This window comes from Pseudomonas sp. NPDC089547 (genome assembly GCF_050280665.1).
In the GTDB taxonomy this organism is placed as follows: domain Bacteria; phylum Pseudomonadota; class Gammaproteobacteria; order Pseudomonadales; family Pseudomonadaceae; genus Aquipseudomonas.
In genome coordinates this window covers 20530-36377 of record NZ_JBNNVS010000005.1, presented here as the reverse complement: position 1 = coordinate 36377, position 15848 = coordinate 20530, and the positions used below count along the sequence as shown (strand labels likewise).

The 15848-nt window shown below is 60.7% G+C and carries 15 protein-coding genes and 1 tRNA gene; 4 read left to right on the top strand and 12 right to left on the bottom strand.

Features of this window, described 5'->3' with window-relative positions:
- Positions 1 to 132 precede the first annotated feature (132 nt).
- Positions 133 to 1056, top strand: a complete 924-nt coding sequence (locus ACQKPZ_RS05015; RefSeq protein WP_427535885.1) for an FCD domain-containing protein — start codon at positions 133 to 135, stop codon at positions 1054 to 1056.
- A 12-nt stretch (positions 1057 to 1068) separates the two neighbouring features.
- On the opposite strand, the gene ACQKPZ_RS05010 is transcribed toward ACQKPZ_RS05015, so the two are convergent.
- Positions 1069 to 1761 carry a transporter substrate-binding domain-containing protein gene (locus tag ACQKPZ_RS05010; protein ID WP_427535884.1) on the bottom strand — a complete coding sequence of 231 codons (693 nt, stop codon included), beginning with the start codon at positions 1759 to 1761 and terminating at the stop codon, positions 1069 to 1071.
- Between the two features lie 427 nt (positions 1762 to 2188).
- Between ACQKPZ_RS05010 and ACQKPZ_RS05005 the strand changes: the two genes are divergently transcribed.
- Both ACQKPZ_RS05005 and ACQKPZ_RS05000 read left to right on the top strand, forming a co-directional pair.
- Entirely contained in the window at positions 2189 to 4609 is a 2421-nt protein-coding gene (locus tag ACQKPZ_RS05005; protein WP_427535883.1) for a membrane-bound PQQ-dependent dehydrogenase, glucose/quinate/shikimate family, read from the top strand.
- Positions 4610 to 4716: 107 nt separating this feature from the next.
- Positions 4717 to 5193, top strand: a complete 477-nt coding sequence (locus tag ACQKPZ_RS05000; protein ID WP_427535882.1) for a winged helix-turn-helix domain-containing protein — start codon at positions 4717 to 4719, stop codon at positions 5191 to 5193.
- Between the two features lie 199 nt (positions 5194 to 5392).
- Here the strand turns inward: ACQKPZ_RS05000 and ACQKPZ_RS04995 are convergent, their stop codons facing one another.
- The 9 genes from ACQKPZ_RS04995 to ACQKPZ_RS04955 all read right to left on the bottom strand — a co-directional run bounded on the left by ACQKPZ_RS04995 (position 5393) and on the right by ACQKPZ_RS04955 (position 12609).
- Positions 5393 to 5851: an ImmA/IrrE family metallo-endopeptidase gene (locus tag ACQKPZ_RS04995; RefSeq protein WP_427536076.1), complete on the bottom strand. Its 459-nt coding sequence runs from the start codon at positions 5849 to 5851 to the stop codon at positions 5393 to 5395.
- 163 nt (positions 5852 to 6014) lie between these two features.
- Positions 6015 to 7793: a tyrosine-type recombinase/integrase gene (locus tag ACQKPZ_RS04990; protein ID WP_427535881.1), complete on the bottom strand. Its 1779-nt coding sequence runs from the start codon at positions 7791 to 7793 to the stop codon at positions 6015 to 6017.
- Positions 7794 to 8014: 221 nt separating this feature from the next.
- Positions 8015 to 8090: transfer RNA gene (locus tag ACQKPZ_RS04985), tRNA-Gly, on the bottom strand.
- 63 nt (positions 8091 to 8153) lie between these two features.
- Positions 8154 to 8714, bottom strand: coding sequence for a CDP-diacylglycerol--glycerol-3-phosphate 3-phosphatidyltransferase (gene pgsA, locus ACQKPZ_RS04980; protein ID WP_403196287.1), 561 nt, complete (start codon positions 8712 to 8714; stop codon positions 8154 to 8156).
- A gap of 33 nt (positions 8715 to 8747) precedes the next feature.
- Complete coding sequence (gene uvrC, locus ACQKPZ_RS04975) at positions 8748 to 10571, bottom strand: excinuclease ABC subunit UvrC (RefSeq protein ID WP_403196284.1); 1824 nt, start codon at positions 10569 to 10571, stop codon at positions 8748 to 8750.
- A 6-nt stretch (positions 10572 to 10577) separates the two neighbouring features.
- A complete protein-coding gene (gene gacA, locus ACQKPZ_RS04970; RefSeq protein WP_003251380.1) occupies positions 10578 to 11216 on the bottom strand; it encodes a response regulator transcription factor GacA in 639 nt (212 codons plus the stop codon).
- 63 nt (positions 11217 to 11279) lie between these two features.
- Positions 11280 to 11669: a helix-turn-helix domain-containing protein gene (locus ACQKPZ_RS04965; protein ID WP_427535880.1), complete on the bottom strand. Its 390-nt coding sequence runs from the start codon at positions 11667 to 11669 to the stop codon at positions 11280 to 11282.
- A gap of 110 nt (positions 11670 to 11779) precedes the next feature.
- Positions 11780 to 12211, bottom strand: a complete 432-nt coding sequence (locus ACQKPZ_RS04960; RefSeq protein WP_427535879.1) for a GNAT family N-acetyltransferase — start codon at positions 12209 to 12211, stop codon at positions 11780 to 11782.
- 11 nt (positions 12212 to 12222) lie between these two features.
- On the bottom strand, positions 12223 to 12609 hold the full coding sequence (locus ACQKPZ_RS04955) for a DUF488 domain-containing protein (RefSeq protein ID WP_427535878.1): 387 nt from the start codon (positions 12607 to 12609) through the stop codon (positions 12223 to 12225).
- 126 nt (positions 12610 to 12735) lie between these two features.
- Between ACQKPZ_RS04955 and ACQKPZ_RS04950 the strand changes: the two genes are divergently transcribed.
- A complete protein-coding gene (locus tag ACQKPZ_RS04950; RefSeq protein ID WP_427535877.1) occupies positions 12736 to 14352 on the top strand; it encodes an inorganic phosphate transporter in 1617 nt (538 codons plus the stop codon).
- A gap of 173 nt (positions 14353 to 14525) precedes the next feature.
- Here the strand turns inward: ACQKPZ_RS04950 and ACQKPZ_RS04945 are convergent, their stop codons facing one another.
- Positions 14526 to 15221, bottom strand: coding sequence for a glutathione S-transferase N-terminal domain-containing protein (locus tag ACQKPZ_RS04945; RefSeq protein WP_427535876.1), 696 nt, complete (start codon positions 15219 to 15221; stop codon positions 14526 to 14528).
- An 87-nt stretch (positions 15222 to 15308) separates the two neighbouring features.
- The gene (locus ACQKPZ_RS04940; RefSeq protein ID WP_391128099.1) at positions 15309 to 15806 is read right to left on the bottom strand and encodes a PaaI family thioesterase; all 498 of its coding nucleotides are present in this window, start codon (positions 15804 to 15806) and stop codon (positions 15309 to 15311) included.
- Positions 15807 to 15848: the final 42 nt, after the last annotated feature.

Genomic DNA, 15848 nt, shown 5'->3' with positions numbered 1-15848 from the left:
CTCACGCAACATGCAACCATTGAGCGCGAACCCAACCCTGACTGCAAAGCAGCGGCCATCGACTCAAGCAGCAGCCATCACCGGCCGCGATGCTCGTGACACGCCCGCAGCACCACCCTGAATCGCCCCCTGATGACAGCCAAAATCAAAGTGGACCTCGCAGGCCACCTCGCCCCCAGGATCATCGACATGGCCAGAGCACGCTCGATGCGCGCCGGCGATCCGTTGCGGGAAGAATTCTTCGCCCGGGAGCTGGGCGTTTCGCGCTCGCCGATTCGCCGCGGCTTCGCCCTGCTCGAAGAACTGGGCCTGGCCGTCAAGGAGCCCAACCGGGGCTATTTCCTGACCCTGGACTCGCGCACGATCGACACCGGCAAGCTGCCACTGGAGGTCGACCCGTTCGAAGATCTTTACCTGCGTATGGTCGACGATGTGCTTGCAGGGGACATCGCCACCTCCTTTTTCGAGGCCCAGTTGCTGCGCAAGTACGACGTACCGCGCGGTCAGTTGCTCAAGGTGCTCAACCGGTTGGCCAACGAGGGCATGATCGAGCGCAACCCTGGCCAAGGCTGGACCATTAACCATTTTCTGCACGATGCTGAAGCGCACATCCAGAGCTACCGTTTTCGCATGGCCATCGAGCCGGCGGCACTGCTCGAACCAACCTATAAGGTAAACAGTGCAGCCTTTGCCAAAGCCCGCAAAACCCAGCAGCAACTGCTTGACGGTGCGATCTTCACACTCTCACGGCCAGAGCTGTTCCAAATCAACTCACAGTTGCATGAGCTTATTGTCGGCTGCTCGGGCAACGCCTTCTTCCTCGAGGCCTTGCGCCGGCAAAACCAGCTGCGCCGCTTCATGTCCTATCAGTCCAATGTCGACCGATCACGCTTGGTCAGCCAATGTCAGGAACATATCCAGCTACTGGACCTGATCGAGGCGGGACAACGGGAGGAAGCTGCCGAGTACCTGCGCAGGCACCTGGACATCGTCAGCCGTCTGAAGGCAGCGCCGCAGATATTGGGCCACGAATCCAGAAGCGACGACCTTCTCTAATGCCTGCGTGCGTCATGGCACCAATCCGGACTCCGGTGGGGCACTGACGTCGGCCTGCCCGCTCTCGATCAGCGCCGAGCGGACAAAACCCGAGGCCTTCATGCGTTCGACGAAAGCCTGGATGTACGCGGCACCCGCCTGATGCCCCTGGGGCACGGCCATCGCTTGACGAATCGATGTGAACGATTCGCTGAGCACACGTACATTCGGGTCCTGCGCTGCAGCCTTTTCCAGAGGCTGGCGCACACCCGCTGCGGCATCGAGACGTTGCTCACGATACGCCTCGATGGCAGCCGCTGAAGTGGCCACGCGGACCAGTTGCGCGTGCTTGAGCGCACGTGTCAGGTACAGATCATAAGCTGAACCCTGCCCCACTGCCACGCGAATGCCCGGCTGATCAAGCTCACCCACGCGGTGGAAACCTGCATCACGGGCAACCAGGTAGGTGCCTTCGATGAGTACATAGGGCTCACTGAAGAGGATCTGCTCGGCACGCACCGGATCAATCGCGATGAACGCGACATCCCACGCCTGCGTCTCGAGCGCGGTGAACACCTTGCCGGCGGCATCGTAGGTCGAGAAGGTGACCGGTATCCCCAACTCCCGCCCCAGGGCCTTGGCCAACACCACCGAAACCCCCTGAGGCGTGCCGTCAGCGGCTTTCTGCGCAAGCACGGGGTTGCCGTAGTTTATCGCCACACGCATCACACCGCCTGTGCTGAGGTCGTCGATCACCGCTTGATCAACCGCGCTCCAGACATTGCTCGAAACCCCTGCGCACAGCAGCGCCACGCTTGCAGCGCCGAGCCTACGAGCAAGCAGGTTGCGGGCGGCGCATACAGCAGCAGTTACAGCGGCAACAGCAGGCAAACAGGTACAAATCATTGCAAACCTTCCAGCCAGGGCGACGCCTGGGCGCCAGTGAAGTCAGCACGGCGACCCGCATTTTTCTATCACGGAAAAATACAGGGTGCGACTTTTTGTATCTTGACACAAATAAATACAATAATCCAACAAACGAGAATTTTTCTTGTTTGTTATTGTATTTTGTATCGATGACAGACAATCATGCGCCGCTTTTCATTCATGGAACCTTGCTATGTCCGACTCACCGACACCGCAGGGACGGCGCTTGCCCTCCCTGCTTTTCGTACTCTATTGCTCCCTCATCTCGCTGCTTGGCCTGGCTTTGGCCTACAAAGGCAGTCAATTGATCGCGGCGGGCGGCTCCTGGTATTACGCCGCGATGGGCCTGGCGCTGGTCATTGCGTGTGTACTGCTGGGGCGCAATCGCAAGGCCGGCCTGTACCTGTTCGGCCTCGCGTCGATCGCCACTTACATCTGGGCGGTGACCGAAGCAGGTTACAACGGCTGGGCCTACATCCCACGCCTGGCATGGCTTGCCGTGACTGGGGTGATCTTCCTGGGGTTCTGGCCGGTCGTCCGCCGGAAGATGGTCGGCATCGAAAAACCGCTGTACTTCAGCGTGATGGGCGGGCTGCCCCTGCTGATGGGGCTGACCATCGTCGTGCCGATTCTGCTGCCCAATACTGCCCACCTGGCAGACCCGGCCACCAGCGCCGCACGCCCCAAGGAGGTGTTCAGCCCCAATGACGTAAAGTCACCTGACGGCAACGTGGCCGCCAACCACGATGAAACCAGCTGGACCGCCTACGCGGGCTCCAACCTGGGCAACCACTACTCCCCCGCCGCTCAGATCACCCCAAAGAACGTGAAGGGCCTGGTCAAAGTCTGGGAGTATCATCATGGCGACCTGAAACAGCCGGGCGAAAAAACGAAGTACCTGAACGAAGCCACGCCAATCAAGGTGGGGGACTCGCTGTACACCTGCACGCCCAAGCAGATCATCGTTTCGCTTGACGCCAGGACCGGCAAGGAGAACTGGCGCTACGACTCCAAGGTCGACCCTGCCTACTTCGCCAACGGTGGCGCCTACTGCCGCGGCGTGACCTACTACGAAGTCCCGAACGCGAGCGGCCTGTGCGCCAAGCGCATTCTGTGGGGCACCAATGACATCCGCCTTGGCGCTGTCGACGCCCAGACAGGCGAGGCCTGTCCTGACTTCGGCAACAAAGGCTTCGCCGACCTGAAAAATGGCCTGGGCACTTTCCGCAAAGGGTCGACTGGCATCACATCGGCGCCGATTGTGGTGCGCGGAGTGCTGGTCACAGGCGGCCGCGTCCTCGACTCCGACGTGCGCCCGGCACCCTCGGGTGTGGTGCGGGCCTATGACGCCGTCACGGGCCAGCAGAAGTGGGCATGGGATCTGGGTCGCCCAGATGACTCTGCGCCGGCAGCCGAAGGTGAAAACTACACCCTCAGCACCCCGAACTCCTGGGCGCCGATGTCGGCCGACGATGAACTGGGGCTGGTCTACGTCACCACCGGCAACGCCGCTGGCGACTTCTACGGCGGCACCCGCACGCCGGATGAAGACAAGTACAGCTCCTCGCTGGTCGCGATCGATGCCGCCACTGGCAAGGTGCGCTGGCACTTCCAGACCGTGCACCACGACCTGTGGGACTACGACCTGAGCCCACAGCCGAACCTGATCGACTTCCCGACGCCGACCGGCCCGCGCCGCGCGGTCATCCAGGCAACTAAGTCCGGGCAGATCTTCATCCTCGACCGCGCCACCGGCGAACCCCTGGTCGATGTGGTCGAACAACCTGCTCCGCAGGGCACCGCGCCGGGCGATCGCACCGCCGCCACCCAGCCGACCTCACCGGGCATGCCAAGCACCATGGGGCGACCTTCGCGCACCCCTGAAGTGCTGAAAGAGTCCGATGCCTGGGGCCTCACACCGTTTGACCAGATGCAGTGCCGTCAGGAGTTCGTCGAGGCTCGCTACGAAGGCATTTTCACCCCGCCCGTGGTCGGCCAACGCAGCCTGATTTTCCCGGGCCACCACGGTGGCCTGAACTGGGGTGGCGTGATGGTCGACCTCAAGCGCGGCTTGATGATGATCAACACCCAGCGCCTGCCATACATGCAGGAAGCCGTGCCGCGCGAGCATCTGGATGCCTTGCAGGCCAAGTCATTCCAGCAGGCGCCAGGCGAAGCCAAAGGTTTCCGGGTACAGGCTGGCCAGCCTTACGGTGCGGTCAAGGACCCTTGGATGTCGTCGCTCCAGCAGCCGTGCATCGCGCCACCTTGGGGCTTCATCAGCGGTGTCGATCTGCGCACCCAGGATGTGGTCTGGAGCCGCCCGTTCGGCACGGGCTATGACAGCGGCCCACTCGGCATCGCATCCCACGTGAAGCTTGAAATTGGCACGCCCAGCGATGCCACCGGGGTAGCCACAGGTGGCGGCGTCACCTTCATCGGTGCAGCCCTGGACCGCTTCATGCGCGCCTATGACAGCGAGACCGGCGAGCTGCTGTGGGAAGACCGCCTACCAGCGGGTAATCAGGCGTCACCGTTGTCCTATTCGATCAATGGCCGCCAGTATCTAGTCGCCGTCGTGGGTGGCCACGATCGTATCCCGACCAAGCTGGGAGATAGCATCATCGCATGGGCATTGCCCGAGTAGTTTGACCGCTTCAGGATTCGCCCCGCATTAGGCGGGGCGAACTTTGATCGCTCCATCCGCCATCACAGTTTCCAGCAATAGCGCCAAACGTCTATAGGCTTCACAAAATGGTTGAGATTCACTATGGGGTGCTGGCAGCCAGCAATGCTCATAAAACATCGCCGCACCAAGCGCTAAGCGCCTACCAAGAGAACACGGGCGTCGGGTTGATCGACCCTCAAGTGCACTTTGGCGATATCAGCTTACGGCCGTCTTGCCGGGAAATTATTTGTCACGGCAGTACCCTGAAAGTCAAAAAAATTTCCTTCCGAATGCTGACTCTGCTAGTGCATCACTCAGAACGTGTCGTTACTCGAAAGGAAATTTTCAAGGGTGTCTGGGGTTTTGATTTCGACACCGGCACCAAGAGAATTGAAGTACAACTCCATTATCTAAGGTGCATCCTGAAGCAGTTGAACAGTTCAGTCATCATAATGACCTATCGCGGAACGGGCTTAGGCCTACACTATTCAACTGCTGCTGAAGGCGGTAGCGATAGCGGTACTAAGAAGTACGCAAAGCCCCCAATCATGTGCCGCGCTTGATGACTCGCCCTTCTTGAAGGATGCCTTCAATACATGCGCCCTGCCCTACGAGACAACGCAGATCATGCAGCGGGTTACCGTCGACAATCAAGACGTCAGCAATTGCCCCTTGAGCAATCCGCTGGGTAGGGAGCCAGCCCCATGCATTCAATTCGATAGCTCTGGCCTTGCACGTCCTCATCACCAATCGAGGTGAAGCCTATGGCACTGGCCTCCGAGACAACACCGTCGTTAGTAAAGGACTGCCCTTGCCGAATTGGCAGGTCCAGCCAGGGGCTGGAATAACGTAGTCAACCCGATAAACACCATCGTCCTGATGAAATGATGCGCAAAACGCAGCGCTAGCCGAGGTCGCAAGTTTGATACTTCTAATGAGGCAGGCCTCAACCGACACATCAAATGTTTTACGAATTTCTGCAACCTGTTGCATTGTCGGCACACTGTCGGCGAGCTGAGGAAAACTACCCAGCGGCATCAGTAGTTCGGCCGCGCCTATATTGCATAGAACCTCAAGTTGCCAGTTATCAGCCCGGCTTGCGGTGTCTCCGCTCCGGTGGCGCACTTCTTCATGACAATCAGCAAAAAGAGAATGCGCAACCTCGTGTGCAATCGAGAAACGCAGCCGTCCACGAGGCCGCATTGGGTTGTACTCGAGCACAAGCAGACCCTCACTGGACGGACGCAGGCGCGCATCCGGTATATCGCTACGCGCCTCTGTACGGATACTTAGGAGAGAGGCGAGCGCCAGCGGCACTGCTGCAACCCGCCCTAGGAAGAGATTCTCAATGAGCCAAAAATTTACTTGGACCAACCCGTCGGTTCTAAGCTTTGCTGCGGGTGAAAATCCTGTCGCAGCAATGGAAAACCGTGCGCGGCAGCTCGTGCTTGAGGCTGGTCAGCATTCGGTAGACATCCCAGACTCCTATTGCAGGCAGTGCTTCGAATACCGCAAGTACCAGTTTGAGCTTCAACGGATCAAGCTGCCAATCCGGAATCCGCTGCCCCCGATTCCCAAGACTGACTGAGAGCAACCTCCGAGCCTTGATATCCCGGTTGAGCTGATCCCGAGACTTGCCAGCCAACCGAGCAAATGCGAGGAGTGGAAGATTACTCGGCGCTTCAAACGCTGCGAGCATCTCAGCGCGCTCTTTTTGGATGTCTGAGACCTCCCTGCCGCCAATCTCAGCCCGCGACTCGACATCTGGCTGCCTACACGATTTGGCAACATACCGCGCCGCTTTGGGCTCAGGATGCGAGAGCACATTGTGCAGTGGAACTACAAACTGTGTGGCGTCAGGCCGAGCCGGAAGGGATGCAGTGCCTTCCAGGCGTATCGTTAAGGGTGCACTTGCTGCCTGTACATGCCCTTGCGCGCAGAGATCAAGTCGATTCGCCCAGTCCTGCATCATTGCCCGGCGCTGCTCAACGTACTCGGCGTGGTTGTAGGAAGCGCTGACTTTGTCAGGGTCGGCGTGTGAAAGTTGTGCATCAATCCATGCTTTCGGGTAGCCGATCTCGTTGAGGGCCGTTGATATGGTAGCTCGCATGCCGTGTCCGGTAAGCCTGTCAGCAAAGCCCATACGCCGCAGCGCACTATTCAAAGTATTCTCGCTGATGCGTTTGCTCAAGTCACTTCGATGGGCAAGCAAATGCCGCTGCGCGGGCACTACACGCTCAAGCAGCAGACCCACCACTTCGATCGCCTGGACTGACAACGGAACAATGTATGGCGGCACCTTGGAGGCGCTGCTACGGCTCTTGCGCATCTTGAGCTGCAACTGCTTGACTACCTCTGGCGGAATGACCCACAGCCGACGCTCCAAGTCGAATTGATCAGGCGTCGCCAAACGCAGCTCACCGGTACGCACACCAGTAAGCAGCAGAAGCCAAATCCCCAATAGGGTCTGCTGACCGCCGTGATAAGCACGGAGTTTACTTAACAGCGGTGGCAGCTCAGCCATACGCAGGAAAGGATTATGCTCCACTGGAGGCTTCGGCATCGCCACAACGTCCAGATCGGCTGCAGGGTTGTGCTCCAGGCCAGGGATGCGCACCAGCGCATGCCGAAACAATTGATTGAGCCAGGTCCGGCACTTTTCCGCCGTGGTAAATGCACCGCGAGACTCGATACGATCCAGCACCTCCATGAGCACATGTCGGGTGACGTCATGGATTGAGCGGTCGCCGATGTGGGGCAGTATATCTTTGGCGAAGATGCGCAGCATCTGTGACAACGTGCTCTGTTGCCCTTCTTTGAGACTCAAGCGGCGGAAGGCGATCCACTGATTGAATACGGTCTCGAAGGCATGATCACTGGAGAGGCGCACTGCTTGGCGTTGCTGCTTGCGTTGCTCACAGGGATTGGTGCCTTGAGCAATCTGCGCTCGCGCTTCATCGCGCCGTGCACGCGCATCGCGAAGGCCGACCTGAGGGTAGCTGCCAAACGACATGCGCTTCTGCCGGCCGGCCCAGTAGTAGCGGAAATGCCAGATCTTCCCGCCCTGCGCCGTGACGTTGAGGAACAAGCCGTCGCTATCAGCGATCGTGTAGTCCTTGCCGGTGACTCGGGCGTGCCGAATCGCCATCTCCGAGAGTGCCATAGTGACCTCCTGAACCTGTCAGAGGCCAAATGCTCGTCTCGTACCCCACCTAGCTCTACCGGAAAAGCGAATTGGGCGATTTCCAATTCTGGACTCAATCCTGGACTTAAGATGTCTGGATACTGCCGGTTTTCGGTGGTTTCCGCTGGAACGAAAAAAGGGCCCTAAGGCCCTTTTTTCAACGACTTACAGAATTCCATGGAACTCTGTAGATCTATAACTGGAGCGGGAAACGAGACTCGAACTCGCGACCCCGACCTTGGCAAGGTCGTGCTCTACCAACTGAGCTATTCCCGCGTCGTGATGGGTGCCATTCTAGCGATTTCTAAAACAGCGTCAACCCCTTGATTCAAAAAACTTTTATTTTTGTTCCGAGCCTTCGCGCAGGTGCGGCCAGGCAGCCAGCAGGTAGTGCGCCATCGACCACAACGTCAGCCCCGCCGCCACCAGCAACAACGCATAACCCAGGATCACCCAGAAGGTCATCGCCGGCGGGTTGGCCAGCAGGATCACCAGCGCCAGCATCTGTGCCGCGGTCTTCCACTTGCCCAGGTTGGACACCGCCACATGCGCCCGCGCGCCCAGCTCGGCCATCCACTCGCGCAGTGCCGAGACCACGATCTCACGGCCAATGATGACTGCCGCCGGCAGCGTCAGCCAGAAGTTGGCGTGGGTCTGCACCAGCAGCACCAGGGCCACTGCCACCATCAGTTTGTCGGCCACCGGGTCCAGGAAGGCGCCGAACGGCGTGCTCTGCTGCAGGCGACGCGCCAGGTAGCCGTCCAGCCAGTCGGTGGCGGCGGCTACGGCAAACACACTGCTGGCGGCCATATAGCTCCAGTGATAGGGCATATAGAACAGCAGGATGAAGATCGGGATGAGCAGGACGCGTAGAACGGTGAGCAGGTTTGGAATATTCATCGGTACGACTGGCTGCAAGTTGAGCCCGGCATTCTACTCGCTATGCAGGCTGGCATAAATCGACTCGGCAAGCTTTTTACTGATGCCGGGGGCTTTGGCGATTTCATCGATACTGGCGCGGTTGAGCTCCTGCAGCCCGCCGAAGTGTTTCAGCAGGTCGCGTCGACGCTTCGGCCCTACCCCGGCCACGTCCTCCAGGCTGGATACCCGGCGGGCCTTGCCACGACGGGCACGGTGGCCGGTGATGGCAAAACGGTGGGCTTCATCGCGGATCTGCTGGATCAGGTGCAGGGCCGGTGAGTCGCCTTTGAGGGTGAACTCGTGGTGCACGTCGTTCAGGTACAGGGTTTCAAAGCCGGCCTTGCGGGTAACCCCTTTGGCCACGCCGAGCAGGGTCAGATCGGTGAAACCCAGTTCCTGCATCACGTCGCGGGCCATGTTCAACTGGCCCTTGCCGCCGTCTACCAACAGCACATCGGGCAGCTTGCCCTCACCGTCCTTGATACGCCCATAACGGCGGGTCAGGGCCTGGTGCATGGCGGCGTAATCGTCACCGCCTGTGACGCCCTCGATGTTGAAGCGGCGGTAGTCGGACTTCAATGGGCCTTCAGGGCCAAACACCACGCAACTGGCCACCGTGGCTTCACCGCTGGAATGGCTGATGTCGTAGCATTCCAGGCGCTGCGGCACTTCGTCCAGGCCCAGCACTTCAGCCAGGGCCTCGAAGCGCGCGGCCATGTGCTGGCGGTTGGCCAAGCGGGCATTAAGCGCCTGTTCGGCATTGGTTACCGCCAGTTGCTGCCAGCGGGCGCGGGTGCCACGCACCCGGTGGCTGATGGTTAGCTCGCGGCCACGCAGTGTGTGCAGGGCCTCAGTGATGGCATCGAAGTCTTCGTGCACCACGTTGACGATCAGTTCGCCAGGCAATTCGCGTTCGGCGTTGCCCAGGTAGTACTGGGACAGGAACGCCGCCATCACCTCGGCCACCTCCTCTTCAATACCAACCTGCGGGAAGAAGTTCTTGCTGCCCAGCACCCGACCGCCGCGCACGCTGATCAGGTGCACACAAGCACCACCGGGGTTGACGAAGGCGGCGATGACGTCGACGTCGCCGCTGCCACCCTCGATGTATTGCTGGTCCTGCACACGGCGCAACAGGGCGATCTGGTCGCGCAACTCGGCGGCCTTCTCGAAATTGAGGGCCATGGCGGCCGTTTCCATCTCGGCATTCAGCTCGTTGCCCAGTTGCTGGCTGCGGCCTTCAAGGAACATGACCGAGTGGCGCACATCTTCAGCATATTCCTCAGCGGTTACCAGGTCGGTACAGGGCGCCTTGCAGCGCTTGATCTGGTATTGCAGGCACGGCCGGGTGCGGTTGGCGTAGTAGCTGTCTTCGCACTGGCGCACCGAAAACGCTTTTTGCAGCAGGCTGAGGCTTTCACGGATGGCGCCCGCGCTGGGGTATGGGCCAAAGTAACGGCCCTTGGCCTTTTTCGCCCCACGGTGAATGCCCAGCCGCGGGAACTCGCCGTCGGACAGGAACACGTAAGGGTAGGATTTGTCGTCGCGCAACAGGATGTTGTACGGCGGACGCCATTCCTTGATCAGGTTCTGTTCCAGCAACAACGCCTCGGTTTCGTTGGCGGTGATGGTGGTTTCGACCTGGGCGATACGGGCTACCAGCGCGGCGGTCTTGGGCGCCAGGCCGGTCTTGCGGAAATAGCTGGCCAGGCGCTTCTTCAGGTTCTTGGCCTTGCCCACATAAAGCAGCCGGGCTTCGCCGTCGAACATCCGGTAGACGCCCGGGCGACCGCTGCAGGTCGCCAGGAATGCGCTGGCATCAAACACTTGGGACATGAGGTTTTACAGGCTTGCGTCAACCATGCCGTGGCGAACGGCCAGCAAGGTCAGTTCGACGTCGCTGGTGACCGAGAGTTTTTCAAAGATCCGATAACGGTAAGTATTGACGGTCTTGGGCGAGAGGCACAACTTGTCGGAGATGATCTGCACTTTCTGGCAGCCGACAATCATCAGGGCAATCTGGATTTCCCGCTCCGACAACGCGTCGAACGGCGAGCCCTGCGGCTGGAACGGTTTCAGCGCCAGCTGCTGGGCGATTTGCGGGCTGATGTAGCGCTGGCCGGCAAACGCCAGGCGGATGGCCTGGACCATTTCGTCCAGGCCTGCGCCCTTGGTCAGGTAGCCGGCCGCGCCGGCCTGCAGCAGGCGCGTGGGGAACGGGTCCTCTTCGCACACGGTCACGGCGACAACCTTGATGTCCGGGTGGCTGCGCAGCAACTTGCGGGTGGCCTCCAGGCCACCGATGCCGGGCATCTTCACGTCCATCAGCACCACGTCCGGCTTCAGCTCGCGGGCCAGCTTGAGCGCGGACTCGCCCGAATCACCCTCACCCACCACCTGCAGGCCATCGATGTCGGCCAGCATGCGGGTAATACCGGTTCGTACCAGATCGTGATCGTCGACCACTAAGACCCTAATCAAGCACACACCTCGTTAACAGGGCGATTGGATCCCGCCACCTTAACAAAATTTTTCACGGTGGGCCTAACGCATTGCTTCTGTAAGAAAGGTCTGACGTTCAACGGTGACAGGCCTCACTGTTTGCCTCGGCTTTCTATCGTTGCTCAAGCGGCCCAACAGGTGCCAGAGGGCCAACTGGTCGTCCACTGGCAACTGCCGGAAGGCGCCCAGCAAATCCGACTCGTCCTGGCTGAGCCCCTCCAGCGGGACCGGCATGCGAATGCCGCTAAGCACGTACAGTGCGTCCACCCCCCTGGCTGCCAGTGCCGCCAGGTAATCGACCCGTGGCGTACGCTCGCCGCTTTCGTACTTGCCCTGGGCGTTGGGTTCTACCCCACCGATATCGCCAAACACGCGCTGGGTCATGCCCAGGCGCTCACGCTCTTCCCGTAGCCGCGGACCAAATCCGTTCATCGTGGGCGTCTCCTTATCCCTGATCACGCTCATTCGCTGCCGCCCATCCGCAGGCGACCTGGCTTCACTATGCCCATGCCTTCCGGTCGCGACAAGCCATCATTACGCTATTAGCCAATCATGCGCTGCATGCGCATGAAGCAGTCGTCCTCGCCCATTTCGACAAAACCATGGCGCTGGTACAACAGCCGGGCGGGGTTGCTGCGAAAAACCATCAGTCTCAGCAACGGCAGGCGCCGCTGCCTGGCCCATAGCGCCAACTGTTCCAGCACCCAGCTACCGACGCCACGCCCACGGTGTTCGGGTAGCAGGTGCAGTTCGCGGATGAACAATGCATGGCGGTCCTGGCTGAGGCTGCAGAAACCCAACAGGCTGTCGCCTTCGCTGATAAGCCACTGCTCGCGCCACCCCCAGGCCTGGTCGAAGGCGTCCTCGATCCACAGCAGGTCATACTCACGGTAGTACGGCAGCATGGCGCGCCGCGTGAGGTCGCGGGCAAACGAACGGTGGCTGTCGTCGGCGGCAATCAGTTGCAGGGGCATTCCCACATCACTCACTGGGCATAGCACACGGGAGAACTGCTCGGCCCACGCCGGTCCAGCTCGCTTTCCAACCACTCGGCCAGTACCCGGGCATTGTTGTGCTCGGTATCCTTGCCCGCATAAAGCAGGGTCAGCGGGCCCTTTGTGGCCAGGTCCAGCAGCGGGTACCAGTACTCGGGGTGGGCAGCCAGTTCTTGCTGGTAACGCCGGGTAAAACCGGCAAAGTCGACCTCACCCTCATGAAACGCCTTACGCAAATCATTCGAAGGCGCCACTTCGCGCAACCACTGCCCATGCAAGTCTTCCTTGCGCTTGTTACGCGGCCACAGGCGGTCGACCAGCACGCGCTGGCCATCGTCGCCGTTGACCGCATCGTAGACACGCTTGCAGCGAATCATGGGTTTCTCCTGTACTTACCGTCCGTCTTGAGCCTAGATAATTCATTGATCGAGGTCACGGTCGGGTTACGAATTGTTTCTATGCTCAAGGCCTTCGGCAACTTGCCCAATGCCACCGGAGCCACCATGGCAACCCCGTCACTGGCCAGCCAGCCGCACCTGACCCAACGCGACGCCCGCCCGCAACTTGCACACAAGCCTGGGCGCGCCACACTCGTGTTGTTCTTCGGCCTGCTGCTGGCCGGTATCGCCTACACCGCCTGGAGCCTGAAACAGGATGTGAGCGCCAGCGGCACGGTGATCACTACGGTCACGCCGTTTCTGCTATTGGGCCTGGCATTGTTGATTGCCCTGGGCTTCGAGTTCGTCAATGGCTTCCACGACACCGCCAATGCGGTGGCTACCGTGATCTATACCAACGCGCTGCCGGCCCCGGTCGCGGTGGTGTGGTCCGGGCTGTGCAACTTCCTTGGCGTACTGCTTTCCAGCGGCGCGGTCGCGTTCGGCATCATCGCCCTGCTGCCGGTGGAACTGATACTACAGGTCGGTTCCTCGGCCGGCTTCGCGATGGTCTTCGCCCTGCTGCTGGCGGCGATCATCTGGAACCTCGGCACCTGGTGGCTGGGCTTGCCAGCGTCGTCCTCGCACACGCTGATCGGCTCGATCATCGGCGTGGGCGTGGCCAATGCGCTGATGCACGGGCGTGACGGCACCAGCGGCGTGGACTGGGCACAGGCCAGCAAGGTCGGCTATGCCCTGCTGTTTTCGCCGCTGATCGGTTTCGCCTGCGCCGCCCTGTTACTGCTGGCGCTGCGTGCACTGGTCAAGCGCAAAGCGTTGTACCAGGCGCCGGAAGGCCGCACGCCACCGCCGTGGTGGATCCGCGGCGTGCTGATCCTGACGTGCACCGGGGTGTCGTTTGCCCATGGTTCCAACGATGGCCAGAAAGGCATGGGCCTGATCATGCTGATTCTGGTGGGCACCCTGCCGATGGCGTATGCGCTGAACAAAACCATGCCGAACGAGCAGGCCCGGCAGTTTTCTGCCGTGGCCGAGGTGACCCGCCAGGCGCTGGTGCGCAGTGCCCCGCAGGTGGCCCCGGCCGACCCGCGCCAGGTACTGACGCTGTTCATTGCCAAGCCCAAGGCCAGCCCGCAACTGGTGCCGGCGCTGGCTGCGCTGACCGGGATGATCGGCGAACAGGTCGAAGGCTACGGCTCGCTCAAGCGCGTGCCGGCCGAGGCCATGGCCAACGTGCGCAATGACATGTACCTGACCAGCGAAGCCATCCGCCTGATCGAGAAAAACCGGCTGGTAGCATTCGATGCCGACACACGTAGCCATGTGCAACTGTTCAAGACCCAACTGGATGACGCCACCCGCTACATACCGCTATGGGTGAAGGTGGCCGTGGCCATCGCGCTGGGATTGGGGACCATGGTCGGCTGGCGGCGCATCGTGGTGACGGTGGGCGAGAAAATTGGCAAGACGCACTTGAGCTATGCACAAGGCGCTTCGGCGGAGGTCGTTGCCATGTGCACCATTGGCGCAGCGGACATGTTCGGCTTGCCGGTCTCGACCACCCACGTGCTGAGTTCGGGGGTGGCCGGGACCATGGTGGCCAATGACTCGGGGATTCAGAAGCGCACATTATTCAATTTGCTGATGGCCTGGGTGCTCACCCTGCCTGCGGCGATGTTGTTGGCCGGGAGCCTGTACTGGCTGCTGAACCACATCTTCTAGCAGCCTGAAATGTGATCCCTGTAGGAGCGGCCTTGTGTCGCGAAAGGGGTGCGAAGCGCCCCCGGGTTATCAGCATCTGAGCAAACCTCGCCGGGGCCGCCTTGCGGCCCTTTCGCGACACAAGGCCGCTCCCACAAGGTCCAGTGCAATCCTGTCAAATCGGTGATGGCCGCTCAGCCCGGGATTTTCAGGCCCCGCTGCACCGCCGGCCGCTCAAGGAACCTGGCCAGCACCCGCTGCACTTCCTTGAACTGGTCGAACTCCACCAGCTCACGCGCGTTGTAGCGATCCACCAGGTTGCGCACCCACGGGAAGATCGCGATGTCGGCAATACTGTATTCATCCACCATCCACTCCCGGCCTTGCAGATGCCGGTCCAGCACGCCCAGCAGGCGTTTGGACTCATTCACATAGCGGTCACGCGGACGTTTGTCCTTGTATTCCTTGCCCGCAAAGAAATGGAAGAACCCGACCTGGCCAAACATCGGCCCGACGCCGCCCATCTGGAACATCAGCCACTGTATTGTCTGGTAGCGCTGGGCAGGGTCCTGGCTCAACAGTTGCCCGCTCTTCTCCGCCAGGTACTGCAAGATCGCCCCCGACTCGAACAACGGCAGCGGCTGCCCGCCCGGCCCGTTGGGGTCGAGGATGGCCGGGATCTTGTTGTTGGCGCTGAGCGAGATGAACTCGGGGCTTAGCTGGTCATCGTTGTCGAAGCTGACCTTGTGCGGCTCGTAGGCCAGGCCGATTTCTTCGAGCATGATCGATACCTTGACGCCGTTGGGCGTTGGCAGCGAATACAGTTGCAGCAGTTCGGGGTGTTTGGCGGGCCACTTGCGGGTGATGGGGAAAGCACTGAGATCGGTCATGATCAACCTTGCCTGGGGAATGAACCTGTCACTTTAGAGACATCCCCGGCCGCTGACCATCACCGACCGCTTATCAGCGCTGCCCGCTCAGGCCTGGCCATGGGCCTTGAGCTTGAGCTTTTCGGTATCGACGCGGACGAACACCGAGTCGGCCGTCACAGTCAGCACATCACCGGCCCACACTTCGCAGATCACCCGGCTCTTGCGCCCTACTTCGCCCTCCACTCGCGCCTTGAGCACCAGCTCGATGCCCATCGGCGTGGGTTTCAGGTAGGTCAGGTTCAACGTGCCCGTCACACAGTCGATACGCGGCTGGCTGCCCGGCTCGCGGCCTTCGTGGCGGTAGTGGTAGGCCATGGCTGTCCAGTTGGAGTGGCAATCGACCAGCATCGCCAGCAGGCCGCCGTACACCAGGCCTGGCCAGCCGATAAAGGTGCTGTCCGGGGCATGGCGGCACACCAGGTGGATGCCGTCGTTGTCCCAATGGCTTTGCAGGTGCAGGCCGCTGGGGTGGGAGCAACCGCAGCCGTAGCAGGTGCCTTCTGGCGCCGCGAGGGCCTGGAGGGAAAGGGGTTGGTCGTTCATACGCTTCCTGTGCTTATAGATATGGGGGCGCGCAACGCCCCC